22 protein-coding genes are annotated in these 23,108 nt (G+C 45.9%); 4 read left to right on the forward strand and 18 right to left on the reverse strand.

Translation table 11 applies throughout. The features are described from left to right. Window positions 1-33: 33 nt before the first annotated feature. Window positions 34-6,219: a PAS domain-containing protein gene (locus tag NIES208_RS13110; RefSeq protein WP_075893437.1), complete on the forward strand. Its 6,186-nt coding sequence runs from the start codon at window positions 34-36 to the stop codon at window positions 6,217-6,219. 144 nt (window positions 6,220-6,363) lie between these two features. After that, window positions 6,364-8,832: an ATP-dependent DNA helicase RecG gene (gene recG, locus NIES208_RS13115; RefSeq protein WP_075893438.1), complete on the forward strand. Its 2,469-nt coding sequence runs from the start codon at window positions 6,364-6,366 to the stop codon at window positions 8,830-8,832. Window positions 8,833-8,836: 4 nt separating this feature from the next. On the opposite strand, the gene NIES208_RS13120 is transcribed toward recG, so the two are convergent. The 5 genes from NIES208_RS13120 to NIES208_RS13140 all read right to left on the reverse strand — a co-directional run bounded on the left by NIES208_RS13120 (window position 8,837) and on the right by NIES208_RS13140 (window position 11,729). Beyond that, a complete protein-coding gene (locus NIES208_RS13120; RefSeq protein ID WP_075893439.1) occupies window positions 8,837-9,034 on the reverse strand; it encodes a hypothetical protein in 198 nt (65 codons plus the stop codon). A gap of 49 nt (window positions 9,035-9,083) precedes the next feature. Beyond that, complete coding sequence (locus NIES208_RS13125; protein WP_075893440.1) at window positions 9,084-9,572, reverse strand: hypothetical protein; 489 nt, start codon at window positions 9,570-9,572, stop codon at window positions 9,084-9,086. A gap of 127 nt (window positions 9,573-9,699) precedes the next feature. Further along, window positions 9,700-10,263 (reverse strand): thioredoxin family protein, encoded by a 564-nt coding sequence (locus NIES208_RS13130; protein ID WP_075893462.1) that lies wholly within the window; start codon window positions 10,261-10,263, stop codon window positions 9,700-9,702. Window positions 10,264-10,373: 110 nt separating this feature from the next. After that, window positions 10,374-11,120: an LPS export ABC transporter ATP-binding protein gene (gene lptB, locus NIES208_RS13135; RefSeq protein WP_075893463.1), complete on the reverse strand. Its 747-nt coding sequence runs from the start codon at window positions 11,118-11,120 to the stop codon at window positions 10,374-10,376. Window positions 11,121-11,237: 117 nt separating this feature from the next. Next, on the reverse strand, window positions 11,238-11,729 hold the full coding sequence (locus NIES208_RS13140; protein WP_075893441.1) for an LptA/OstA family protein: 492 nt from the start codon (window positions 11,727-11,729) through the stop codon (window positions 11,238-11,240). A gap of 225 nt (window positions 11,730-11,954) precedes the next feature. On the opposite strand from NIES208_RS13140, the gene NIES208_RS13145 reads away from it, so the two are divergent. Further along, a complete protein-coding gene (locus tag NIES208_RS13145) occupies window positions 11,955-12,326 on the forward strand; it encodes a DUF1499 domain-containing protein (RefSeq protein ID WP_075893442.1) in 372 nt (123 codons plus the stop codon). Here the strand turns inward: NIES208_RS13145 and NIES208_RS18650 are convergent. The 13 genes from NIES208_RS18650 to NIES208_RS13205 all read right to left on the reverse strand — a co-directional run bounded on the left by NIES208_RS18650 (window position 12,283) and on the right by NIES208_RS13205 (window position 21,533). Beyond that, on the reverse strand, window positions 12,283-12,489 hold the full coding sequence (locus tag NIES208_RS18650; protein ID WP_139325061.1) for a hypothetical protein: 207 nt from the start codon (window positions 12,487-12,489) through the stop codon (window positions 12,283-12,285). The genes NIES208_RS13145 and NIES208_RS18650 overlap by 44 nt on opposite strands. Window positions 12,490-12,553: 64 nt before the next feature. Continuing rightward, window positions 12,554-12,769, reverse strand: coding sequence for a BrnT family toxin (locus NIES208_RS13150; RefSeq protein WP_235641392.1), 216 nt, complete (start codon window positions 12,767-12,769; stop codon window positions 12,554-12,556). 165 nt (window positions 12,770-12,934) lie between these two features. After that, entirely contained in the window at window positions 12,935-13,297 is a 363-nt protein-coding gene (locus NIES208_RS13155; RefSeq protein WP_075893443.1) for a type II toxin-antitoxin system PemK/MazF family toxin, read from the reverse strand. Continuing rightward, window positions 13,284-13,544, reverse strand: a complete 261-nt coding sequence (locus NIES208_RS13160) for a hypothetical protein (protein ID WP_075893444.1) — start codon at window positions 13,542-13,544, stop codon at window positions 13,284-13,286. Before NIES208_RS13160 ends, NIES208_RS13155 begins: the two co-directional genes overlap by 14 nt. A 429-nt stretch (window positions 13,545-13,973) precedes the next feature. After that, the gene (locus NIES208_RS13165) at window positions 13,974-14,192 is read right to left on the reverse strand and encodes a DUF2283 domain-containing protein (RefSeq protein ID WP_075893445.1); all 219 of its coding nucleotides are present in this window, start codon (window positions 14,190-14,192) and stop codon (window positions 13,974-13,976) included. After that, window positions 14,189-14,431 carry a hypothetical protein gene (locus tag NIES208_RS13170; RefSeq protein WP_075893446.1) on the reverse strand — a complete coding sequence of 81 codons (243 nt, stop codon included), beginning with the start codon at window positions 14,429-14,431 and terminating at the stop codon, window positions 14,189-14,191. Before NIES208_RS13170 ends, NIES208_RS13165 begins: the two co-directional genes overlap by 4 nt. 240 nt (window positions 14,432-14,671) lie before the next feature. Further along, window positions 14,672-15,073: an HNH endonuclease gene (locus NIES208_RS13175; protein ID WP_075893447.1), complete on the reverse strand. Its 402-nt coding sequence runs from the start codon at window positions 15,071-15,073 to the stop codon at window positions 14,672-14,674. After that, entirely contained in the window at window positions 15,073-15,336 is a 264-nt protein-coding gene (locus tag NIES208_RS13180; protein ID WP_075893448.1) for a hypothetical protein, read from the reverse strand. Before NIES208_RS13180 ends, NIES208_RS13175 begins: the two co-directional genes overlap by 1 nt. 75 nt (window positions 15,337-15,411) lie before the next feature. After that, window positions 15,412-17,433, reverse strand: a complete 2,022-nt coding sequence (locus tag NIES208_RS13185) for a tetratricopeptide repeat protein (protein ID WP_075893449.1) — start codon at window positions 17,431-17,433, stop codon at window positions 15,412-15,414. Then, window positions 17,420-18,832 (reverse strand): ATP-binding protein, encoded by a 1,413-nt coding sequence (locus NIES208_RS13190; protein WP_075893450.1) that lies wholly within the window; start codon window positions 18,830-18,832, stop codon window positions 17,420-17,422. Before NIES208_RS13190 ends, NIES208_RS13185 begins: the two co-directional genes overlap by 14 nt. Before the next feature lie 196 nt (window positions 18,833-19,028). Continuing rightward, the gene (locus tag NIES208_RS13195) at window positions 19,029-19,601 is read right to left on the reverse strand and encodes a Uma2 family endonuclease (protein WP_084176631.1); all 573 of its coding nucleotides are present in this window, start codon (window positions 19,599-19,601) and stop codon (window positions 19,029-19,031) included. 70 nt (window positions 19,602-19,671) lie between these two features. Beyond that, entirely contained in the window at window positions 19,672-20,883 is a 1,212-nt protein-coding gene (locus NIES208_RS13200) for a molybdopterin molybdotransferase MoeA (RefSeq protein ID WP_075893451.1), read from the reverse strand. A gap of 32 nt (window positions 20,884-20,915) precedes the next feature. Further along, window positions 20,916-21,533 carry a DUF4126 domain-containing protein gene (locus NIES208_RS13205; RefSeq protein WP_075893452.1) on the reverse strand — a complete coding sequence of 206 codons (618 nt, stop codon included), beginning with the start codon at window positions 21,531-21,533 and terminating at the stop codon, window positions 20,916-20,918. 188 nt (window positions 21,534-21,721) lie between these two features. Between NIES208_RS13205 and NIES208_RS13210 the strand changes: the two genes are divergently transcribed. Further along, entirely contained in the window at window positions 21,722-23,017 is a 1,296-nt protein-coding gene (locus NIES208_RS13210) for a Glu/Leu/Phe/Val family dehydrogenase (protein ID WP_075893453.1), read from the forward strand. The last annotated feature ends 91 nt before the right edge of the window (window positions 23,018-23,108 follow it).

Raw genomic sequence — 23,108 nt, forward strand, 5'->3', positions numbered from 1 at the left:
CGCCCTAAAGTTAGGCCACGCGTTGACAAATTCATGAGTCAAGTTCCTTCTGTTATTGCTTTCCTGTCCACAGAACAGGAGTCCTACGAGCGGATGCAAGCATTACTCAGCCAAAGTCATCATCGACAATTTCAGGTGGAATGGCTGGCCATAGATCAAGTGGACTCGAGCGACGAGTTGATGAAATACGATGTCTTTTTGGGGGATGCTCCCCTTAAATATTTATTAGATCATTTAGACTTTTTTCAAAATAAATTTTGTTGTTGGCTAACAGAGTCAGAAATCACCCAAGCGGAACTCTTTCGCCAACCGATTACGGACTGTTTTCTATGGTCAGAATTTAGCCTTGATCTATTCAGCCATTGTCTACGTCGTCACCGACTAACCCAAGCCGCTCCAGCCGCTGATCCGCTCGCAGAATTTCAGGGCGATCGCTTTCAAACACTCATCAAAAATATTCCCGGTGCCGTTTACCGTTGTCTCCACAATAAAGACTGGCAAGGCGTGTATATTAGCGATGCGATCGCCGATATCGTCGGCTATCCAGCCACTGACTTTTTTCCGACCGGAAATCGCACCTTTGCCAGCCTAATCCATCCAGAAGATGTCACCCTAGTTGAAGAAAATATTGACGAACACCTAGAAAAAAAAGAACCTTTTGCCTTGGAGTATCGCCTCATAGATCGCGATGGCGTTACGCACTGGGTCGATGAACGGGGACAGGGCATCTTTGATAAAGCCGGGGATTTACTCTGGATTGATGGCGTGATTGTCGATATCACAGCCCAGAAAAAATATCTGACCCACATTGCCCAGCAGCAGCGGAACTACTACGAAAAGACACCCGCCATGTTGTATGCAGTTAACCAAACAGGAGACATCGTCGCGGTGAGCGATCGCTGGTTAGAAGTCATGGGCTATACCCGCGAAGCAGTAATTGGCCGTAAATTAACCGAATTTCTCACATTACAATCACAGGAATTTGCCAAGCAAATGCTGCCGCTCTTTTACCAGCAGGGGCAGATTAGCGATGTCGAATATCAGTTCGTCAAGAAAGATGGCGAAATCATTGATATTTCCCTATCTGGCACCATCGACAACTCTGGCGTTGAACAACTCGCATTGGCAGTTTTAGTAGATGTGACAGCTCGCAACCGCCTAGCCACTCAACTCAATACCTACCAAGCACACCTACAAGACCTCGTGCGCCAGCGTACCAATGCTTTAGCCATGAGTGAAACCCGTCTCCGCAGCATCCTAAACTGTGCACCGATTGGTATTGCCGAAACAGATTTGACAGGACAATTTCGTTTTATCAACCAACGTGGCGCAGAAATGTTCGGCATGGAAGTCATCACGTTACTGAGTCGCTCTGTTTTTGATGTCACCTACGATCAAGATCACACCATAAGTGCTGAGATTTTTGCTAAATTCCGGAACCAAGAAATCGATACTTTTAGTTGTGAGAAACGTTATCTGCGCAGTGATGGTAGTTGGTTTTGGGGCAGTCTTCACATTGCATCGGTTAAAAATTTCCAGGGTGAAGTGGCGTACTTGGTGGCCACCATTGAAGATATCCATGCACGAAAATCAGCAGCAGAAGCGCTCCGCACCAGCGAATATCGGCTGGCAGCAGCCCAAAAAATTGCTCGGTTAGGTGTCTGGGAATGGGATTTCGTGAGCCAAGCTGTGTATTGGTCGCCGGCATGTTTTGAAATCTTTGGCTATGAGGCTAACAGTATTGAACCAACAGCGGCGCTATTTTTGAACGCGATTCATCCTGACGATCGTTCCCGTGTCAATGTGGTCATCGAAAATATTTTGTCTGGTGGCAAGTATAACGACGATGAAATCTATCGCATTATTACTCCTGCGGGTGAAACAAAATTTCTCAAGGATTGCATTGAAATTGTCCGTGATGGGTCGGGTACTATCCTTCTTCTGCGGGGGGCGGCACAGGATATTACGGCAGAGATGAGTACGATTACAGCTCTAGAAAAAAGTGATGCGCGGCTGGCTCTAGCACAGGCGATCGCCCAAGTTCGAGTATGGGAATGGGACATTGTGAACGACGAATATTATTGGTCAGAGAACTCCTACGAAATTTTTGGCCTTGAACCCCAGAGCCTTGAGGCCAACTTCGAGAACTTCTTCGCTTTAGTGCATAAAGATGACCGTCCCCTGCTCCTTGAGAGGGTAGACCAAATCCTCAATGGGGATCTTTCTGCGGGAGAAACGGAATATCGTACTGTGACACCAGCAGGGGAAGTGAAATTTGTCCGGGATCGCTTTACGGTTGAGCGGGATGAATCCGGTGCTCCTGTATTCATACAGGGGATCTGCCAAGACATTACAAAATACAAGGAAATTATTGCGGCTCTAGAAAAGAGTGAAGCACGGCTGGCTCGGGCACAGGCGATCGCCAATATTGGCGTTTGGGAATGGAATATTACTGACAAAAAGATCTTTTGGTCGCCGGAATGCTTTGAGATATCAAGTTATGAGCCTAATAGCTTTGAACCCACAGTCGCAATTGCTACAGAACTCCTACATCCAGATGATCGCCTCCGCATCCAAACCTTAACCAAGAATATTTTTACAGGCAAACTACAAAAAGATAACCTTACTGAGCAAGTTCGAATCATCACCCCAACAGGAAAAACGAAAACCCTTAATAATTACATTGAAATTAGTCGCACAGATCGTGGCAAAGTGTTATCTATTAGAGGAGCTGTGCAGGATGTAACCGCCGAGACAACCACTTTAAAAGCATTAGAGCAAAGTGAACTCCGCCTAGCAGAAGCTCAAAAAATCGCAAAATTAGGCTATTGGGAAAGTTATTTTAGTGTAGAAAAACTGTATTGGTCTGAGGTAACCTATGGGATTTTTGATGTTGATCCAACATCTTTTCAGCCCACTTACCAGCGATTTCTAAGCTTTGTTCATCCAGACGATCTACCCATCATTGAGCAAGCAGTAGATGAGCTTTTAAGGGGTGATAGAAATGTGTTAAAACCCATTGAATTTCGCATTACGACCTCTGGCAATACACAGAAAATTCTAAGAGCATATATCAATCTCTTAAAGGATGAGGTTGGCGAAGTAATTGGTCTGAGGGGCACAAATCAAGATATTACCGAAGACCAACAAACAATGGCCGCTTTGGCCGCCAGCGAAGCCCGCTTAGCAAAAGCCCAAAAGATCGCGAAAATAGGCGTTTGGGAGTGGGAACTCGCCTCGGATACATTGACCTGGTCTAGGGAACTTTTCCAACTTTTCGACCTAGAGCCACAATCTCTCAACCCTGATTTTGATGTCTTTTTGTCCATGGTCGAACCGGGCGATCGCCCCCGTATTTTAGAAGCCTTAGAAAGACTAAAAGCCGGGCAAAAAGTTTATGACTTCGAATACAAAATCAACACATCAAGAACCCAAAAAATTGTAGTAGAACACGTTGACGCAATTACCGACGAAGCCGGGATTGTCACACATTTTTCCGGCACACTTCAGGATGTCACCGCATTTCGGCAGGCCAGCCTTGCCCTCCAAGAGAGCGAAACACGCTTTCGAGAACTCGTCGAAAACATTGACGAATGTTTCTGGGTTAGCCCGCCGGATCCAACAAAAATCACCTACATTAGCCCTGCCTACGAGAGAATTTGGGGACGGAGCTGTCAAAGCCTCATTGACGACAGTTTATCGTGGCTTGAAGCGGTACATCCTGATGATCTTGAGCGTGAACAAGCAGCTTTAGCAAAAATGGCAAAAGGAGAACCATTTAATGAGGAATATCGAATTATCCGAGCAGATGGTGAAATCCGTTGGCTCTATTCCCGTTCTTCTCGCATTTATGACAATGACGGTCATTTGCTACGTCACATCGGTGTCACCACAGACATCAGCGATCGCAAACAAATGGAGCTAGAGTTGCGCAGTAGCGAAGCACGTTTTCGCAGCATTTTCGACCAAGCAGCCCTCGGCATTGTCCAATTAAACTTAGAAGGCCAATTCGTCGCCGTCAATCAGGCTTTTTGTGATCTGATCGGCTATGGCCAAGATGAACTGCTGGAGCTAACATGGCAAAGCATTTCCCATCCCGACGACACACCCATCTGTGCCAATACAGTTGAGCGCATTGTAGCTGGCGAAATCCCAAGCGCCGTACTGGAAAAACGCTGTGTTCATAAACAAGGTCATTATATTTGGGCAAAGATAATCATTTCATACATACACAACGAAGATTGTGCACCCATTTATGTCCTTGGCCTCGTAGAAGACATTACCGAGTACAAACAAGCAGCCCATGATTTAGCCCAAACCCAAAACCGCTATCAAAATTTAGTGGATGGTGTCCACGCCATCATGTACCAATATTCCACAACGCAAGGTGGACTTTTCTATTCATCAAGACTGAAAGATATCTTGGGTTATGACGTAGATTATTGGGTTCGAAATACAGAGCGATGGCGTGAGTTAATCCATCCCGATGACTTGCCTAGAATTCTACCGATTTTTTCTGGGGTCACGTTAGAACAACAATATGTCATTGAATACCGCATTCAGGATGTCCAAGGAAACTGGCATTGGTTTAGTGATAAATCTTTCAATATCGAGCAGGTTGATGACAATGAATATATTGTCAGTGGTTTAGCCCTCGATATTACCCAACAAAAACAGACTGATGAGGCTCTCCGTCGTCGCCTGAAGCTCGAAACGGTTTTGGCGAAAATATCCAATTTAATTATTGTCAATAACGATCTAGATTTTTCAATGATTTTGGGATTGTTAGGCACAACATTGGATGCTTGCTGGATGTCTATTGTCTATTGCCAGCCCAAAACAACGAAGCTGCAAAGGTTAGGCTATTGGTCTCAACCGGCAAAAGAATACATTGGAGAGGCATGGTCAACTATTGAGATCTCTCATTTTCCCTACTGGCTCGAAAAGTGGCAGACCCAAGAAAAAATACTTATTTCAGATGTCCAAAACATTCCTGAGGGTGGGCGTTTAGAGCGTGAAGCGTTAATTCGTCTCGGTATTCATGCCTTGGTACTCGTGCCCATTCAAGATGATCAGGGAAATCCTTGGGGTTATCTTGCTTGTTTTTCGGATCAAGCCCAGCCACCGTCTTGGTCTCCGGAGGATATGGATGTGTTGGCGATCGCCGGTGATTTGATCTACCACCATTTAATGCGCCAGCAAACTAGAAAAAATCTTGAACAGGCCAAGGAAAAAGCCGAATCAGCAAACTTTGCGAAGAGCCAATTTCTCACCAACATGAGTCACGAACTTCGTACACCCCTCAATGCAATTCTAGGCTTTGCGCAGGTGATGGATCAGTCGCCTATTTTTCCTGAACAACATCGCCAACATCTCGATATTGTTGCAGCGTCAGGCCAAAAATTACTGGTATTTCTCAATGACATTATTGAGCTAGCGCGTTTTGAGGAGGGACAGGCTTCTTTAAATTTAGGATTGTTTAATTTGCATGGACTGTTAGATGACTTGAAGAAAAGATTCCACTCCTCTGGCGAAGGCAAAAACCTTGATATCGAGATCCACCGTAGCGATGATTTACCCTGCTACATTACTGCTGATCAGGTGAAGTTACATTCTGTTCTCAGTCATTTGTTGAGTAATGCGACAAAATTCACCCATCAAGGGCAAGTGAGGCTCGTCGTAGAGGTCACTAGCCATACTCCTCTAAGGATTCGTTTTAGTGTGATTGATACAGGGATTGGCATTAAGCTCTCTGAACAGTCTCAACTTTTTCAGGATTTTGTCCAACTAGAGGCTGGCGATCGCCACGGACAGGGTAGTGGTTTAGGGTTAGCTTTGAGCCAAAAATTTGTGAGGCTGATGGGCGGTGAAATTACGGTAGTAAGTCAACCGAATGTTGGTTCTTGTTTCTCCTTTGAGCTGCAATGGGATAGGCAAAGTGCCCGGAGCTTAGGGCAAACCTTTCGGGATCTCCACCAAGGGTCTGAGCGTACCGGCTCCCTAACGGCGGCAGATTTACAGCGGTTTCCTCTTCGGTGGCGTCAAGCTTTTCACAAAGCGGCCTGTTCTGCTCGCATGAAAGTTTTGGATAGCCTGATTCAAGAATTTGCCGCTGATTATCCGGCGATCGCCGAACAACTACAGGCATTAGTTGATACCTTAGACTTTGAGACGCTAGCTAATTTGAGCCAACCTTTTGAATCTAGTGAATCATCTTGATTTTAGGAGTATTTGTCCCTGTGATTTTTCGTTTTTTCTTCCGCAGATCAAGATTCAGCAAAATATATCTCCTAAAATTAATTACTCAAGTTTTATTTTTGTCTGTGCTGTAAAAGATACGGCGATCGCCCCCGACTACGATTTATGGATGCACCGGATTTTTTGCGATTACAAAAAGCATTGTCTGTGGAAGCGGAACGGGGTTTTGGAGATCTTCAGGGACACAAATATCGGTTTAGCGAATTTCTCTGCCTCAGCTTTGGTGAGATTCCACCTGCCAGATTAGATCTAGATACGCGGCGGCGATGGACAGATTTTGCCCAAAAATTTTCCCAGTACTCAGAATTTACACCAGCAAAACGGCGAGGTGTTGTTGCAGAAACCCGTTCTTTTTTGCAGCAGGTCAAAACCCAATTAGAAACCCCGATTAATGAACCCCGCAAAGTAAAATCACCCCACGCAGAGCCGGTTTATGCCAAGGTTCCCAAGCGAGCGAGCTATCAAAAACAAATCACCCTCGACCAACCGCTGATGTATTTGCCGGGGATTGGCCCCAAACGGAGCGAACAGTTGGCGAAATTGGGCTTATTGACGGTGCGGGATGCCTTGTTTTATTACCCCCGCGAACATATTGACTATGCCAAGCAAGTAAAAATCACAGACTTACAACCGGGTGAAACGGTGACGCTGGTGGGTTCGGTGGTGCGGTGCAATATTTTTACGAGTCCGAAGAATAAGAAACTCTCAATTTTTGAGCTATATATGCGCGACAGTAGTGGTCGCATTAAACTCAGCCGGTTCTATGCTGGGGCACGATTCAGTAATCGCGGTTGGCAGGAAAAGCAGAAAAAAATGTATCCCCGTGGGGTGGTGATCGCCGCGTCGGGTTTAGTGAAAAAAACCAAATATGGCTTAACGCTGGACAGCCCTGAAATTGAAGTATTGACCAGCGATGAAGCCGATATCAAATCCCTCAAAATTGGGCGGGTTTTGCCCGTTTATCCCCTGACTGATGGTGTGCCAGCGGATTTAATTCGTAAGGTTGTGATTGCATCGATGGCGGCCTTACCCCAACTAAAAGATCCGTTTCCCAAGGTCTTGCGGGATGATTTTGAGCTGATGAAATTACCGGAGGCGATCGCCAATATTCATTTTCCCGAAAACCCCGAAATTTTAGTCCATGCGCGACGGCGGTTAGTCTTTGACGAATTTTTCTATTTACAACTAGGATTTTTGCAGCGGCGACAACAAGAAAAAGCAAAACAAACCAGCGCCATTTTTGTGCCCCAAGGTGAGCTAATCGAGAAATTTCAAAAACTATTACCCTTCCAATTAACAGGTGCGCAAAACCGAGTCATTGGCGAAATTATGGCGGACTTAAGACAGCCCATACCGATGAATCGTTTGGTGCAAGGGGATGTCGGCGCAGGTAAAACCATTGTGGCGGTGTTCGCAATTTTGGCGGCGATCCAGTCCGGCTATCAGGCAGCATTGATGGCTCCCACCGAAGTTTTGGCAGAACAACATTACCGAAAATTAGTGAATTGGTTTAACCAACTTTATTTGCCCGTGGAGTTGTTGACAGGTTCAACAAAAGTCAAAAAGCGCCGCGAAATCCATGCCCAACTCGCAACTGGTGAGCTGAAAGTTTTAGTGGGAACCCATGCCCTCATTGAAGATCCAGTGCAATTTCAAAATTTGGGTTTAGTGGTAATCGACGAGCAACATCGCTTTGGCGTGCAACAACGGGGCAGACTACTCGCAAAAGGCGATGCGCCCCATGTGCTCACCATGACTGCCACGCCGATTCCCCGAACTCTCGCTCTAACCCTCCACGGCGATCTTGATGTCAGTCAAATTGATGAACTTCCCCCCGGTAGACAGCCCATTGATACCCGCGTCATTAAAGGCTGCGATCGCCCCCACGCCTATGATCTAATCAAGCGAGAAGTGGCTCAGGGTCGCCAAGCCTACATTATTTTTCCGCTGGTGGAAGAATCCGAAAAACTCGAAGCCAAAGCCGCCGTCGAAGAACACCAAAGATTATCAAAACAAGTCTTTCAAAGCTTTAACGTAGGCTTGCTTCACGGCCGCATGAAGTCCGCCGACAAGGATTTGGCACTAACCCGTTTCCGAGAAAAAGAAGACCAAATTATCGTCTCTACCACCGTGATTGAAGTAGGGGTAGACGTGCCCAATGCCACCGTAATGCTCATTGAAAATGCCGAACGATTTGGTTTATCACAACTCCACCAACTGCGCGGTCGCGTCGGTCGCGGTAAACATCAATCCCATTGTCTTTTAGTAACCAGCAGTAAATCCAACGATTCCCAAAATCGATTGCAGGTAATGGAACAATCTACCGATGGCTTTTTTATTGCAGAAATGGATTTACGTTTGCGGGGGCCGGGAGAAGTTCTGGGTACGAGACAGTCAGGTTTGCCAGATTTTGCCCTAGCGAGTCTCACGGAAGATCAGGAAGTATTAGTCTTGGCACGAGAAGCAGCAGAACAAATGTTGGCACAAAACCCCACACTTGATCGTTATCCATCAATTCAGAAAACTTTGGAAGCAAAGTACCGAAAATTATTAGGTGCTGATGTTTTGACTTAATTTTTTATTCCAAGCATTCATCTGCATCATCATCCAGCAAATCCACTGTCGTGCGCAATAACCGATTTTCGTAGCGGCGATCGCGCCTTCTTCCTTTCGCTTTCGTCGCCCGCTTGGCACTACGTTGATCAACGACAATTTCTTTAAGAGCTTGTGCTTCAGCAACGTCATTTAACCCTTTTTGTGGTGTACGCTTACCCATGCGAAATGTTGGTTTGACTGTCTTTTAGCCTAATGGTGCAATTGAGATTTTAGTGGGATGTAGTCCGCAAAAAACGGAAACCGGCGATCGCCCCAAGGGAAGCCAGAATGAGTGCAAAGGAATAGGCAAAAGTATCGTGGCGGTGGGGGTCTTGGGTGGCCGCCGGAGCCGCTTGACTAATGGCATCTAACTCCACACCGGAGTTGCTGACGGGAACGACAAGATAATCCCAGTGGCTGGTTTCGGCATCACCGATTTCGATCGCCCAATCCCCTTCAATTTCTTGATTTGGCTGGAAACTAAATTTCCCTTCGCTATCGGTACGACCGACGAGGACAGGCTCATCGGGATTGTCGGGAGAATAAATCGATACCGGGGCATCGGGGAAACTTTCGCCATCACCAAAGGTTGCCTGAATTTCTAGGCCATCAAAACCCATGGTGTAGTCAGTTTCGATCATGTGAGCGGCGGCAGTTTTGGCGATCGCCATGACGCTGAGGGGAGCGAGGGCAAGGAGTGCTGTTTGTCTAATCTTCATAGTGAGAGGGTTTACCGGTAATGAATGAGAGAAACTGGAGATGCCTTTATAGGTGGCGATCGCCGCTTAATCTGCTGGCTATTATACTGAAGGATTTTTTAAATGAGGTTTAAGGTTAGATTCCCCACTAACCTTTTACTTGAGCGCCGTGGCTGCGGGGGTCAGCGGGGGTCGTTTGGGGCGCATCTTTAAGTTTTGAAACTTGGCCTTGGTTGTAGGTATAGGGCAAATCGGTGTGGGCAATGAGCGCATCGATATCCGCCTCAAGCACAGTGCGGGGTTGTTCCCCAATAGTTTCGGCGATCGCCTCGCCCGTTTCATCGAAAAAGACAAAATGGGGAATCCCATCCACACGATATTTCAACACTTCCGGCAACCATTTGCCATTATCGACATTGAGCATCACAAAATTGAGGCGATCGCCATACTTTCCTTTAATCTGACGCAGATCCTCCGCCATCGCCTGACAACTGGTGCACCAATCCGCATAAAATTCCACAAGGGTCGGCTTTTCATTGGCTAACGCCACATCTAACGACATTGCCGCCGCCGCTTGTGCCTCAAGAGTTTCAGCAGGAGGCTGGGTTTTTACGCCCAACGCAAGGGCTACACCAAGGGCGATCGCCACAAACCCAATCACGAGTTTTTGCCATTTACCCTGCTTATTTGCTGACGTTGTTGTCTCACTCATGACCGTAAACCATTGCTCAACTAAAAAATCTAAACCGATAGCCAATATTGTAGGCATTTTTTGCCCGCTCATATTTTTGCCACAGCCAAATTGCAAAAACAAAAATTCATCTAGAGATAATTATTTACCCCACGTCCAAAATTTTCACCGAGATAATATTGCCGCACCAAAGGATTGTTATACAGTTCATCCGGCGTACCCGACGCTAAAATTTCCCCATCCCGCATAATATAGGCCCGGTCAGTAATAGCCAAGGTTTCACGGACATTGTGATCCGTAATCAAAATCCCCATATCCCGCTCCCGCAGTTGGGCAACGATCTGTTGAATCTCCGCCACGGCGATCGGGTCAACACCCGCAAAAGGTTCATCAAGCAATAGAAATTTGGGGCCTCGACCCTGTACCGCCAACGCACGGGCTAGCTCGGTACGGCGGCGCTCACCACCCGAAACCAATTTCCCTTTCGTTTTTAGAATTTTCGTCAATCGAAACTCTTCGATCAGACCCTGCAACCGTTGTCGTTGCTGCCGGGGTGATAGGGGAGATTGCTCTAAAACGAGCTGGATATTTTCCTTAACGGTGAGATTCCGGAAAATACTGGGTTGCTGGGTCAGATAGCCAATGCCCAATTTTGCCCGTTGGTCGAGGCTGAGGGAGGTGATTTCCTGTTGGTCTAACCAAACCTGTCCCTCATTGGCTTTCACCAAACCCGTTGTGATGTAAAAAGTCGTCGTTTTGCCCGCACCATTCGGGCCAAGCAAACCGACAATTTCGCCACGATTGACCTTGAGATTAACGCGATTAACGACGACACGTTTGCCGTAAACTTTGCGGATGTTGTCGAGGAGAATAGTCACAATACTGCGGGTAAAGGTCAAAAAAATATTAAGGCGGGGTTTCCCTAAACCCTTTTATTAGAAGTCTTCAGGAATTATTGGGAACAAAGTGCCTCAATTTTATTAATTGTTTTTAGTTTACGGCAGATTGATCACTGGCTCAGGAGCGGGCGGTGCAGAATTGTTGGCGGGTCTGGGTTCATCTTCTTCTGGCACAAGATAAATCGCCTCGACTTGTTCTTTGGGGGCCGGTGTTGCCACGAAACGCCCTTCGTCGATTTTGTAGGTCATGCGTTCGGCTCGCATACTATTGCCGTCTTGGAGGACGTAAACGTTACCGCTGAGGACAAGGATACGCTCGGTAGAAAAATACTGGGCTTGGGCGGCTGTGCCTTGGATATTGCGGGCGGGATAGTTGATGCGAACATTGCCTCGCGCGGTAATGATGCCAGTTTCGGTATTGGCTTCTTGAATATCTGAAGTAACGGTCAGTGCACCAGCATTTTGGGCTTGGACGGGTGCTTGACTGGGGTTGCTAAGGGTCAGTAGAGCGGTGCTGGCGATCGCCGCGAGGAGCCCCCCAGAGAAGAGAGAAAATTGTTTACCGAAGCCCTGTAACCTTGGAGCCATACTATTTAACCTAATTTATCCGTAAAGACCGCAGTGAATGGGGAAAATACCCAACGCTAGTTTATGTGACGCAAAACCACGCTCTGGGTTGCTAAATATTGTCCCATGATAAAAGCGTTGACTCAGGGAATCTCTGCGTTTTCTAAAAAATCCGGATATTATGACCAATGTAACAGTGTTTTAAGCCAATCCCCGCTGGGGATGGTGCGAGGAGTGATCTGCATTATGTTTAATTTTTCTGGTAAGCGTCCTGATGATCTCGGTGTTACGGATGGCAAACTCAAGGCTTGTCCCGGCACGCCAAACTGTGTCTGTAGTCAAAGCGATCGCCCCCAAGAGAAAATCGATCCGTTACCTGCGGTGTCTTTAGACCAAGTACGTCAGGTTGTGGAGGGAATGGAAGGCTCAACGATTATGGAGCAAACGGATAATTATCTCTACGCAGAATTTAAAACGAAGCTCATGGGCTTTGTGGATGATGTGGAGTTTTTCCATGATGGCAATGCGATTCAAGTGCGTTCTGCTTCTCGTCTCGGCAAGTCTGATCTCGGCGTTAATCGTGACCGAGTTGAAGCGATTCGTGGGGCTTTGAAATAAGTCTCTCTAAAAAATACAAATCTCTTTGATGGCGATCGCCTCTTTTTTCTAGGTTATGGGAATTAGGCGATCGCCACAATCCTGCAATATTTCTGGGCTGGGAACCAACCCGTCTGACTTGGAGCTGGCTGAGATCATATTCTTGTCTGAGTTCAGCTTCCATAGTCTAAATACCTTCTTCGTAAAATTGACGTTCTGAATGAGTGGCGAGGCGAGAACTAATAATCCTAAATTTTATTGTTTCCCTCGGTATATGACACAAATAAAAGGCGTTGCTCTAAGGATTGCCCGATGATGATGAAACGGTTCTCTGCAGTGGAGTAGTCTGGATCAAAAAAGTCAATGTAGAAAGGATCTGTAAACACTGTTTGTGCTTCTGCGAAACTGACACCATGTTTAGAGAGATTTGTTTTGGCTTTTTCCTCATCCCATTCAAATTCCATATTTTCTCACTGGGTTAAGTAATTAATGCTTGGAAACGATCGCCATCACGAATAAAGTCAAAGCCACTATCTTTTTTTGACCGCTCTATCTTAATTTAAAGAGCTTTGTCATCGAAGGGCGATCGCCACTTTATTACTCCCTAGACTTTATTCTCTGTATTAATTTTAACGACCTCTCTCTTCTTCATAATCAATCACAAGGGCGATCGCCTGAGTCGTTTTCCTCATCAGCTCATCTGAAACCTTGCCAAGCTTCCGAACTAATCGTTTTGTATCTATACCTCTGATCTGTAGGGTATCAATTGCCGAAACTTTACTTAGACCATTGATTCGGTTTGGTTCAATTTGAATATGCCAAAGATTTCCAGAAAAGTAAGGCTTCCAATCAGTAATGGGTGCAATCAACCTAATCGGTAATTTGCCTATAGCATCTGAACTAACGATCACTGCAGGTCGAGTTTTGCGAATTTCTGCGCCAATGGTTGGGTCGAGGTTTACAAGCCAAATTTCTCCTCTACGACATTGCATCTTCAAGTTCGACGATATCGCCGCCGCTCCATTCTAAAATTTCCTCATTGTTTTGATAATGGGAAATCATCATTTCTGTTTGCTGTTCCAAAATCTCTCGTCTTTGCGCTAATGGCATCTGGAATAGTTCAGCATGGGAATATATGGGGTTACTTAGTTGTCGCAAAATGAGTTGGGCGATCGCCGTTTGTTCTTCATCAGATAATTTTTTGATTTCATTAATTGCTTGCTCTAATAAAGGACTCATTTTATTCTTCTCCTTGGATTAATGCTTGGAAATGATCGCCATCACGAATAAAGTCAAAGCCACTATCTTTTTTTGACCGCTCTATCTTAATTTAAAGAGCTTTGTCATCGAAGGGCGATCGCCACTTTATTGCTCCCTAGACTTTATTCTCTGTATTAATTTTAACGACCTCTCTCTTCTTCATAATCAATCACAAGGGCGATCGCCTCTTTCTCTTCTAAGTTGGTCTCTTCAAATCTTTCATTCTGTTTCCTTCCTTGGGGAAGGTGCCGAAGGCGGAAGGGGTTGCCGTGGACGGTGTCACTTGTCGAGAACCGACATTGCTACGCTTTGATCCGACTCGTCGAACTTTAAGCTGACTGAGATCATATTCATCGCAAAGGTCGTCATCTATGGATGGTTGTGATGCCATCAAAATTTCATTTCTACTTAAATAGCCGGGCTGAGTGGTGTGAGAGGAAGTTGGTTGAGGATAAATTCTCCAAGTTGTACTTTCTTGCTAGCGTTATCGATGTCTAATCCCACCAAATTTCCTGCCTCGTCATAATCTGCGACTACGCCTTCAGAGATTTCTTGACTATCGATACTAGGCTGATCCGACAGGTGAATATATAAAGAATCGGTTTCGGGATAGTAGTTTATTTTCATGGTTTAAAACTCCGGTCTGGGAAAGCATTATGGATGGTGAGTTTGTCTTCTAGGGTAACGACTCTGAGATATCGGTTTCCAAATTCTGCTATCTGTGCCCAAAATCTAAAGCGATTGTCTTCTTGTTTTTCATAACGAATATAGTTTTCGAGGACATAAATACACCATTCTTTTTTGAGGTACGGTCGTTTTTTTAATACATCGTTTTCAAAGTAGTTCGTAAACTTATAGTCGGACATTATCTGGGGACAGAATCTCAGGTTTGATTGCTTTGGATTAAAGCTTGGAAACGATCGCCATCACGAATAAAGTCAAAGCCACTATCTTTTTTTGACCGCTCTATCTTAATTTAAAGAGCTTTGTCATCGAAGGGCGATCGCCACTTTATTGCTCCCTAGACTTTATTCTCTGTATTAATTTTAACGACCTCTCTCTTCTTCATAATCAATCACAAGGGCGATCGCCTCTTTTTTCTAAAATCATTCGCCAAGTAAATACTGCCGCTCTAGGATGCGATTGGGTTCATTGAAGCAAAGTATTTTTGCCGTAACATTACCGATGGGTGTCAGTGGTTTTATTTGGGTTTGCTGAAATTGAAAATGCTCTTCCCACACATCCCAGCGCGGATGATAAAACCGCACAAAGTCTTTGGTTTCCCAAATAATGGAACCGATATCACTGCCTTTATATCGATTACAAAATACACAGGCATAGGCAAGATTGTCGGCTTCGTTACTGCCACCATGTTTCAAGCTAATGATGTGGTCAATGGCGCAACTTAATGCAGTATCTTGTTCATTGATTTTGCAATACTCACAGGCATGATTTGCCCTCTCGGCAACCAAGTCACGAAGTTTACGGCTGAGATAAACACGTTCCATTAGCTTTTTTGCTCTACGGCAATGTACTGACGAGCTTTTGCTTTTGCCAACCGAACAAGATGTTCCAGCAAAAGAAAATGATCTAATTCTTCTTTCTCTTCTTTGCTCAATCCTTTATTTTTCTCGGCAAAGATTAAATCAGCAACTTTCTCTTTGGTTTCATCGGTAACTTGAAAATTGATAATCATTTCTGGTGTCGTACCTTTTGCAAGGAAATCAACAATTTCTTGATAGGCACTTGTTTTGGCTGAAATAGTTGTCATTCACTCATTCTCCTTAGATTAAAGCTTGGAAACGTGAGCCATCACGAATAGGATCAAAATCACTGTCTATTTATGCTACTTTTTGACGTTTCGGATCTTCCGCCATAGAAAAACACATAAATTAAAAGGCAACATAATTAATGCGACAATAACTATTGCGCTTATTCCTAAGATGGATTGTACAAATCCTTTTTGAGAGAAAGTCAACAAGCCTTTCATCCACTTGGGAGCAGGAAATTTTTCAATCCAGTTTTCATCTTCTTGCATGAGATCTGTCATCTGCTGTGACCAGCTGAGAACTTGCCTCATATTCCCTAAGCTTTGATGAATACCCATAAGAGCTTGAGCTGATTGAATCATACCTTCACGATCGCCTAACTGATTACGAATATCAAATGCTTTTTCATGACTTAAAATCGCCTCTTCTTTTCGTCCTAAATTAGATAAAGCAACGCCCCGATTAAACCATGCTGAGTGGAAATCGGGTTGAGTCTCAAGAGCTTTTTCAAAGCTGATAATGGCTTCTTCATATTTACCGAGATTGTCACAGAGAATAGCACCTCGTGCGTTCCATGCTTCGTGCTTATCGGGTTTAATCTCAAGGGCTTGGCCATAGCTGGCGATCGCCTCTTCTTTTCGTCCTAAATCATTTAAAGCATTGCCTCGGTTGTACCATGCTTGATGGTCATCGGGTTTAATCTCAAGGGCTTTGTCATAGCTGGCGATCGCCTCTTCTTTTCGTCCTAAATTAGATAAAGCAACGCCCCGATTAAACCATGCTGAGTGGAAATCGGGTTGAGTCTCAAGAGCTTTTTCAAAGCTGATAATGGCTTCTTCATATTTACCGAGATTGTCATAGAGAATAGCACCTCGTGCGTTCCATGCTTCGTGCTTATCGGGTTTAATCTCAAGGGCTTTGTCATAGCTGGCAATCGCCTCTTCTTTTCGTCCTAAATCATCTAAAGCATTACCTCGGTTGAACCATGCTTCATGCTTATCGGGTTTAATCTCAAGGGCTTTGTCATAGCTGGTGATCGCTTCTTCATATCGTCCTAATTGTCTTAGAGCAACGCCTCGGTTGTGCCATGAATAGTAGTGATCGGGTTTAATCTCAAGGGCTTTGTCATAGCTGGCGATCGCTTCTTCATATCGGCCTAAATTAAATAAAGCAACGCCTCGATTGTGGCATGCTTGGTGGTAGTCGGATTTAATTTTAAGAGCTTCCTCAAAGCTGACAATGGCTTCTTTATACTTATCAAGATTGTCACAGAGAATGATACCTCGGCTATTCCATGCTTTGTGGAAATCGGGTTTAATCTCAAGGGCTTCGTCATAGCTAGCTAGCGCTTCTTTATACTCTTTCCCAGCACCATGAATTGCACCTTTCTCGAACCATAAATTAGCTTGCTCTTCGTCTGTTAATACTTCGTTGAGATAGCTGATAATTTCTTTGATTTTTACAACCCTTTCCGTGGGACTAAATCTCCTATATTTGTCAAAATCACTTTCTTCAAAAGCAAGCCGTTGATATTCAGTTTTCAGTTGCTCTTCGTCAGTTTTAAAGCTAAATGTATTTGAGCGCCAATCAAAAAAATCCGGCGCACGACGAATAAAATAATTCAGCGCAAACTCCGGCAGAAAAAAGACGAGTGTCAATGGAAAATCATCCCGTAACTTTTCCCGCGATAAGTTGATATTCCCCAGAATTAATGGCACATTTTCCCATCCTCTACCGCCATAGCCCTTTTGCCGACTCAGCTCAGAAATATCCTTTCCTTGCCGCTGCTCATAGGCCAACATCGGATCTTCCAGACCCTGCACGAACAACACATCAAACTGCTCTGCCTGATACCGCTCACTAACCTGTTGATAGAAATCATTCATGTCTGCATCGATGACAAGTCTGGCTGTCTTGCACCCCACCAAATCCGTTTCTAATCGCTCAATAATTTCCTTCGCTTTAATGGGCGTACATTGCACAAACTGAAGACAAAAACCCTGTGATCGTTCTATCCCCCGCACCAGAGACTGATAGGCAGACTCTTCATCTGCCTGAACTTCCGCATCCCAGTCAAAGTCTGTCTCAACCGTTGCCATCTTCCCGCTCCATCTCCTCTAGCTGTCGCTGTGCGGCTTTAAACTGCTGAATATTCAGAATCAAAGGATGAACGTCGTACCAAGTGGGCGCATCCTCTTCCCAGTCGTCATCATCCCACTCCACATCTGTGGGTGCTTCATCCGCAAGACGATATTGCAAAATACACCGACTAAATAACAATTGCCGTTCCTGCTCACTACCTTCAACCTGCTTAGTTTTTGCGACCCTCGCGAGGGCAAGCCATTCCTCCGGAGAAGTCACCGATCGCCGATAGGTATCCCGCATTTTGATCATCGCGGATCGCGCTGCCACCTTAGTGATCGGCAAAGTTTCGATTTCATCAAAAGATGTCCGTACCAACCGCAATAAATCCCGCACATGACCGCCACTCATCAGACATAGCCGTTGTAGAATCTCGTCACTACCAAAAATCTGCGGCACTAGCTCGCACCTTTCTTCTCCCGTTAGATGTTGCCGCACCCGCCGACGAATCACTTCCTTTAGCTCATTAATGCCAGCCTCGATCTGCTCACCATCTTTTGTCTTCACCGCCGTAATCGGCAGAATCACAGGGTCACTATCATAATTATTTCCTAGCTCATTCGCTCGACTATACGCAATAGAAATCGGCACAGTATACACCACATCACAACCCAGATCTTTTAGTTGTTCTGCCCGATCTACAAAAATTTCTTCATGATTTGTGCGTCCCCCTTGCCGTCGTATCGGCACAATCCGATCAAGATTATCAACGATTACCACCAGCTGCTTTTTCCCATCCGGGAGCTTACCCTTCGCATCTTTGATAAATCCCTGTAGACTTTCCAGCAACGTAATCGTATTGGGTTCAATAATGTCTCGAATCTTGCGCCGCTCCGAGGGAATTTTCCGAATCGCCATGGACATCTTCGCAAACATCAGCGGAATATCCACTTTTCCCTGCTCAAACGTCACCTCTGCAAAAGCAAGCTCCTTTAATTCCTGCAAGCGACTCCCCACCCATTTCTGTAATAGAGACTGATCCGCATAGGGCTTGAGTTTATCGAGTAATTGTCTCGTGCAAGCAATCAGCACATCACTATATTGCGCATCCTCTGGGTCGATGTCGCCATCATCCGCCGCAAAGTAAACGACATAACAACCTTGCTCTTCCAAATATTTTTTTAGCCGTAATAGTTCCGTTGATTTTCCAGTACCACGATGACCTGTGTAGAGTTGCGTTGTGGCTCGGTTGTCACGACAGCGAATAATGGTTTTCCCTAAGTCCCGCTCAATTTTGGCTCCCCCGCGCGAGTCTGACATATCCACATATAAGCTGGCATCTTTATTGTTATTGATATCCAACGGGAAAAAGGGGTCAAAGGAATTAAAAATTTTAACCAGTAGATCTTCGGACATATCCCAGCCAAACTAAGGCGATCGCCCCCATTATATCGATCACTCCAGATCCCCGACTGTCCGGTTCTCCCTTTGCTTCGAGGGGGGCAGGGGGGATCTTCCACCAGTTCTGGAACCTACTGAGGATCCCTCCGTCTTCCGCTTCGCTCCAGACACTTCCCTTAGTAAGGGAGGCAAGATATTGTGGCGATCGCCGCTACAGTTCGATGTCTTCGTAGATATCTGCCAGCGCAATTTCACAGCCGACTGATTCTAGTTTGATCACATCATCAAGCTCTGTGTATTCCGTCAGACTCCACTTTTTCGCCCCAATTTTTACGTAGTGCTTTACGCAAACATACTCCTGTTCAATCAATAAATATTCCTGAAACTCCGGAATCGAACGATAGTAATCAAACTTTTCACCGTGGTCATAATTTCTTGTCGATGGCGATAAAACTTCAGCAACCAAACAGGCATTCATCACAGTATCTTTTCTACCTTCTAACATCACTAAAGGCTTAGAAGCAATCATCACATCTGGATAAGTAATCACCTGCTGCAAAGGAATCCACAACTTCATATCAGCATGGCAAACCTCATAAGGGTATTTTTTGAGAGCCATACTCAGGGAAATCGTTAAATTCAAGGATATTTTGTGATGTGTAAATGAACCGCCAACCATTGCCTTTACTACACCTTGAATATATTCATGGCGTTCCGTCGCTTTTTCTTCTTGGGCTAAATATTCCTCTGGAGAAACCGTTTTAGTTGGAGCTTGAGTCGTCATCACCAATTCCACACAGCTTGATTGCGAATTTGCTCTAACGCTAACACAACTATTCGTCACGTTTTTTGGCTCAAGAATTAATCAACATTACTCGGAGGCGATCGCCTGTTTGAATTTCAGCAACACCTTTTGGCACGATGGCAAGGGCGTTAGTTTGGGCGAGGTTAATGAGGTTAGCGGAACTGTGACCACCGCTGGGTCGGGTAAAGCTGTAGCCTGTTTCGGTCATGGTGAGATTTCCCCAAAGATAGGCATCGCGAGTGCCAGCGCCCTTGAGGGTTTCTGGGGAGGTTGCCCACACAAAATGGGGTTGCCAGTTATCTTTTTGACCGGAGAGCTTTTTGATGGCGGGTTGCACAAAGCGCCAACAGCCCACTAGCGCCGAAACTGGATTACCGGGGATGCCAAAATAGACTTTGCCATCGGGAAATTTTGCAACGGTTAGAGGCTTACCGGGACGAATCGCCACTTTCCGCATCAGGATTTCAGCGCCCAACTCTTCTAATAATTTTTCGACAAAATCATATTCCCCCACTGAAACACCGCCCGTTGACAGCACAATATCAGCTTGGGCTAACGCGGCTTGCATGGTTTCTTTTAGTTTTGCTGGATCGTCCGGCACTGTCGGCAAAGGCTTGGCGATCGCCCCAATAGATTCCACAAAAGCTGTCAGCGCATAACGATTTGAATCAACAATTTGTCCCGGTTGGAGGGTATCCGTCGGCGATCGCAGCTCATCTCCAGTGGAAAAAATAGCGACCGTTGGACGACGAAACACCGGAAATTTAGGACATTGACAGGCCGCTAAAACCGCAATGTCCGCCGCACCTAAACGCATTCCCGCTTGCAGTAACGGCTCCCCCGCTCGGTAATAATCCCCCTGCGATCGCACAAATTTACCACGCGTCGGATTTTCGAGGATGGTGACCATATCACCTTCACGCTCGGCATTTTCCTGCATCACGATGGTATCCGCGCCCTCTGGCAACATTGCCCCCGTAAAAATTCTGGCAGCCTGACCCGCTTGCAATGTCTGCGTTGGCACTTCCCCCGCCGGAATCGTTTCAATAACTTGCAATTTCACGGGTTGCTCTGGCACATCTGCCGCCCGAATTGCGTAGCCATCCATCGCCGAATTATCCCAATGGGGAATATCCAGCTTGCCCGTCACCTCCGTCGCTAAAATTCGACCATGACCTTCCCCAAGACCCACTATTTCTGTCTCTGTTAGCGGGGCGATCGCCTTTAAAATTATTGCCTCAGCCTCATTTACCGGAATCATCACGTCACCCCAAACTCTTGCGTCTCAATACCTTAACCCATCTCCGTGTCACCTTCTCGCCCACTCTCCCCGTCTACCACATCTTCCGGCCTCTGCGGCGATCGCCCTCCGTCATAATACCGCTTCCATTCCGTCGAGCTACGTACCGCTAGCCACAATAAAATCATCGCGATCACCCCGCCATGTTGCGGCGATCGAAAGGCAAATAAAACAAGCCACACACACAGAAAATCTTCGATAAACGACCACCATAGCGGCAGCCCCCGCAGCCGAAAAAACCAACCCGTCAGCACGAGCTTACACACAAACGAAATCATGCCGCCTAAAAGACCAATCAGCCATAGTGGTCGAAACTCTACCCCAACAAATTGAGCTGCCGTTAAACTCAGAACAAAGCCCGCCAATGGTGCGAAAATTAGCTGAATCACCTGTAAAACCCGTTGACCCAGTAGCTGCTTTGAAGCCAACAGTTCAAATAGCGCCCAAATCGTAAAAATCGAGATTAAAACCTGCGAAGGCAGCCAGCGCAAAAACAGCAAATTAACCAACAAGGGTTCACCGTAAAGCAGCAAAATAACGAGTATTGGCAAAGCAATTCTCATGCCTGCGGCTACCGATGCGGATAAAACTGCGAGAAAGCCAAGAATCATAAAAGCAGTTGAGACGGGGCACTCCAAACCCTGATTAGCCCACCCATTGAGTGTATCGTTTTGTTTTCAGAATGACCGTTGCCTAGGAGTTTGTTCCGCTGCCACACCACAGAAATGTAACATTCAATACATTTTGGAAACTAGCATGATTAAATGAAAGTGGTGGACTTAAGGGATGGAGCGAGAGTATGTCTACAACATTATTAGCTGATGCCAGTATTCGCCTAGAAAATGCGCTAAAACACGTCAATATTTCCGAAGATGCCATTGAACGCCTGAAATATCCAAAAACGAGCTTAATGGTCTCCATTCCAGTGCGGATGGATAATGGTTCCCTACAAATTTTTCGCGGCTACCGTGTCCGCTACGACGATACACGCGGCCCTGGCAAAGGCGGTGTGCGCTATCACCCTAACGTTTCCCTTGATGAGGTGCAGTCCCTTGCCTTTTGGATGACTTTCAAATGTGCGTTGTTAGATTTGCCATTTGGTGGTGCGAAGGGCGGTATTACCGTTGACCCGAAAGCCTTGTCTAAGGCGGAGTTAGAAAGATTAAGTCGGGGTTATATCGAGGCGATCGCCGACTCCATTGGCCCCGATACCGATATCCTCGCGCCAGATGTCTATACCAATGCCATGATTATGGGCTGGATGATGGATCACTACAGCATTATGCAGCGCAAAATTGTGCCCGGCGTGGTCACAGGTAAACCCCTTTCTATGGGTGGTAGTCAGGGTCGTAGTACCGCCACCGCGACTGGAGCCTTTCACGTTGTAAATACGATTTGTGCGAAATTGGGGCGATCGCCAGAAAAAACCACCGTTGCCGTCCAGGGCTTTGGCAATGCCGGCGCAGAAATTGCCCACCAACTCGCCAATGCAGGTTACCGGGTTGTGGCCGTCAGTGATTCCCGGGGTGGTATTTATGCCGAACAAGGTTTAGACATTCCAAGCATTCGCCGCTATAAAACCGAAAATAATAGTGGCATTAAAGCTATTTATTGCAAAAAGACCCTCTGCAATATTGTGGAACACAAAGTCCTCACCAACGAAGAACTATTAACCCTCGATGTGGATATTCTGATTCCTGCAGCCCTCGAAAACCAAATTACGGCAGCTAATGCCCATCAAGTTAAAGCCAAATTAATTTTTGAAGTGGCCAATGGCCCCCTCACTTCCGATGCCGATAGCATCCTTGAACGTCATGGCACTATGGTTGTCCCCGATATTTTGACCAATGCCGGGGGGGTAACGGTCAGTCATTTTGAATGGGTGCAAAACCGTAATGGCTTCTATTGGACAGCGGCGGAAGTCCATGAAAAACTCAAGGAAAAAATGATTCGCGAGACAGAAAATGTGTGGGAGCTTGCCCACACCAAAGGGATTTCTATGCGTACTGCGGCCTATGCCCATGCTCTAAATCGCCTTGGGGCAGCCCTTGATGCCAAAGGAACCCGTAATTATTTCGTCGGTAGCTCGGCCTAATTGCCTCTGGAATTCGGAGAAGAAGGGGGGACACGGGACACGGAGACATGGGGACACGGGGACATGGAGAATAAGGGGCAATGCGGCAATA

This window comes from [Limnothrix rosea] IAM M-220 (assembly GCF_001904615.1).
Taxonomy (GTDB): Bacteria; Cyanobacteriota; Cyanobacteriia; order Cyanobacteriales; family MRBY01; genus MRBY01.

What these genes read in the sequence shown, in the direction of transcription:
- NIES208_RS13165 (WP_075893445.1), bottom strand. Translation starts at nt 14,192, where the DNA reads ATGAAAATAAACTACTATCCCGAAACCGATTCTTTATATATTCACCTG.
- NIES208_RS13130 (WP_075893462.1), bottom strand. Translation starts at nt 10,263, where the DNA reads ATGAGTGAGACAACAACGTCAGCAAATAAGCAGGGTAAATGGCAAAAA.
- NIES208_RS13155 (WP_075893443.1), bottom strand. Translation starts at nt 13,297, where the DNA reads ATGCAATGTCGTAGAGGAGAAATTTGGCTTGTAAACCTCGACCCAACC.
- NIES208_RS13185 (WP_075893449.1), bottom strand. Translation starts at nt 17,433, where the DNA reads ATGGCAACGGTTGAGACAGACTTTGACTGGGATGCGGAAGTTCAGGCA.
- NIES208_RS13210 (WP_075893453.1), top strand. Translation starts at nt 21,722, where the DNA reads ATGTCTACAACATTATTAGCTGATGCCAGTATTCGCCTAGAAAATGCG.
- NIES208_RS13160 (WP_075893444.1), bottom strand. Translation starts at nt 13,544, where the DNA reads ATGAGTCCTTTATTAGAGCAAGCAATTAATGAAATCAAAAAATTATCT.
- NIES208_RS13190 (WP_075893450.1), bottom strand. Translation starts at nt 18,832, where the DNA reads ATGTCCGAAGATCTACTGGTTAAAATTTTTAATTCCTTTGACCCCTTT.
- NIES208_RS13120 (WP_075893439.1), bottom strand. Translation starts at nt 9,034, where the DNA reads ATGGGTAAGCGTACACCACAAAAAGGGTTAAATGACGTTGCTGAAGCA.
- NIES208_RS13125 (WP_075893440.1), bottom strand. Translation starts at nt 9,572, where the DNA reads ATGAAGATTAGACAAACAGCACTCCTTGCCCTCGCTCCCCTCAGCGTC.
- recG (WP_075893438.1), top strand. Translation starts at nt 6,364, where the DNA reads ATGGATGCACCGGATTTTTTGCGATTACAAAAAGCATTGTCTGTGGAA.
- NIES208_RS13145 (WP_075893442.1), top strand. Translation starts at nt 11,955, where the DNA reads ATGTTTAATTTTTCTGGTAAGCGTCCTGATGATCTCGGTGTTACGGAT.
- NIES208_RS13175 (WP_075893447.1), bottom strand. Translation starts at nt 15,073, where the DNA reads ATGGAACGTGTTTATCTCAGCCGTAAACTTCGTGACTTGGTTGCCGAG.
- NIES208_RS13110 (WP_075893437.1), top strand. Translation starts at nt 34, where the DNA reads ATGAGTCAAGTTCCTTCTGTTATTGCTTTCCTGTCCACAGAACAGGAG.
- NIES208_RS13195 (WP_084176631.1), bottom strand. Translation starts at nt 19,601, where the DNA reads ATGACGACTCAAGCTCCAACTAAAACGGTTTCTCCAGAGGAATATTTA.
- NIES208_RS13200 (WP_075893451.1), bottom strand. Translation starts at nt 20,883, where the DNA reads ATGATTCCGGTAAATGAGGCTGAGGCAATAATTTTAAAGGCGATCGCC.
- NIES208_RS18650 (WP_139325061.1), bottom strand. Translation starts at nt 12,489, where the DNA reads ATGGAAGCTGAACTCAGACAAGAATATGATCTCAGCCAGCTCCAAGTC.
- NIES208_RS13150 (WP_235641392.1), bottom strand. Translation starts at nt 12,769, where the DNA reads ATGGAATTTGAATGGGATGAGGAAAAAGCCAAAACAAATCTCTCTAAA.
- NIES208_RS13140 (WP_075893441.1), bottom strand. Translation starts at nt 11,729, where the DNA reads ATGGCTCCAAGGTTACAGGGCTTCGGTAAACAATTTTCTCTCTTCTCT.
- NIES208_RS13170 (WP_075893446.1), bottom strand. Translation starts at nt 14,431, where the DNA reads ATGTCCGACTATAAGTTTACGAACTACTTTGAAAACGATGTATTAAAA.
- NIES208_RS13180 (WP_075893448.1), bottom strand. Translation starts at nt 15,336, where the DNA reads ATGACAACTATTTCAGCCAAAACAAGTGCCTATCAAGAAATTGTTGAT.
- NIES208_RS13205 (WP_075893452.1), bottom strand. Translation starts at nt 21,533, where the DNA reads ATGATTCTTGGCTTTCTCGCAGTTTTATCCGCATCGGTAGCCGCAGGC.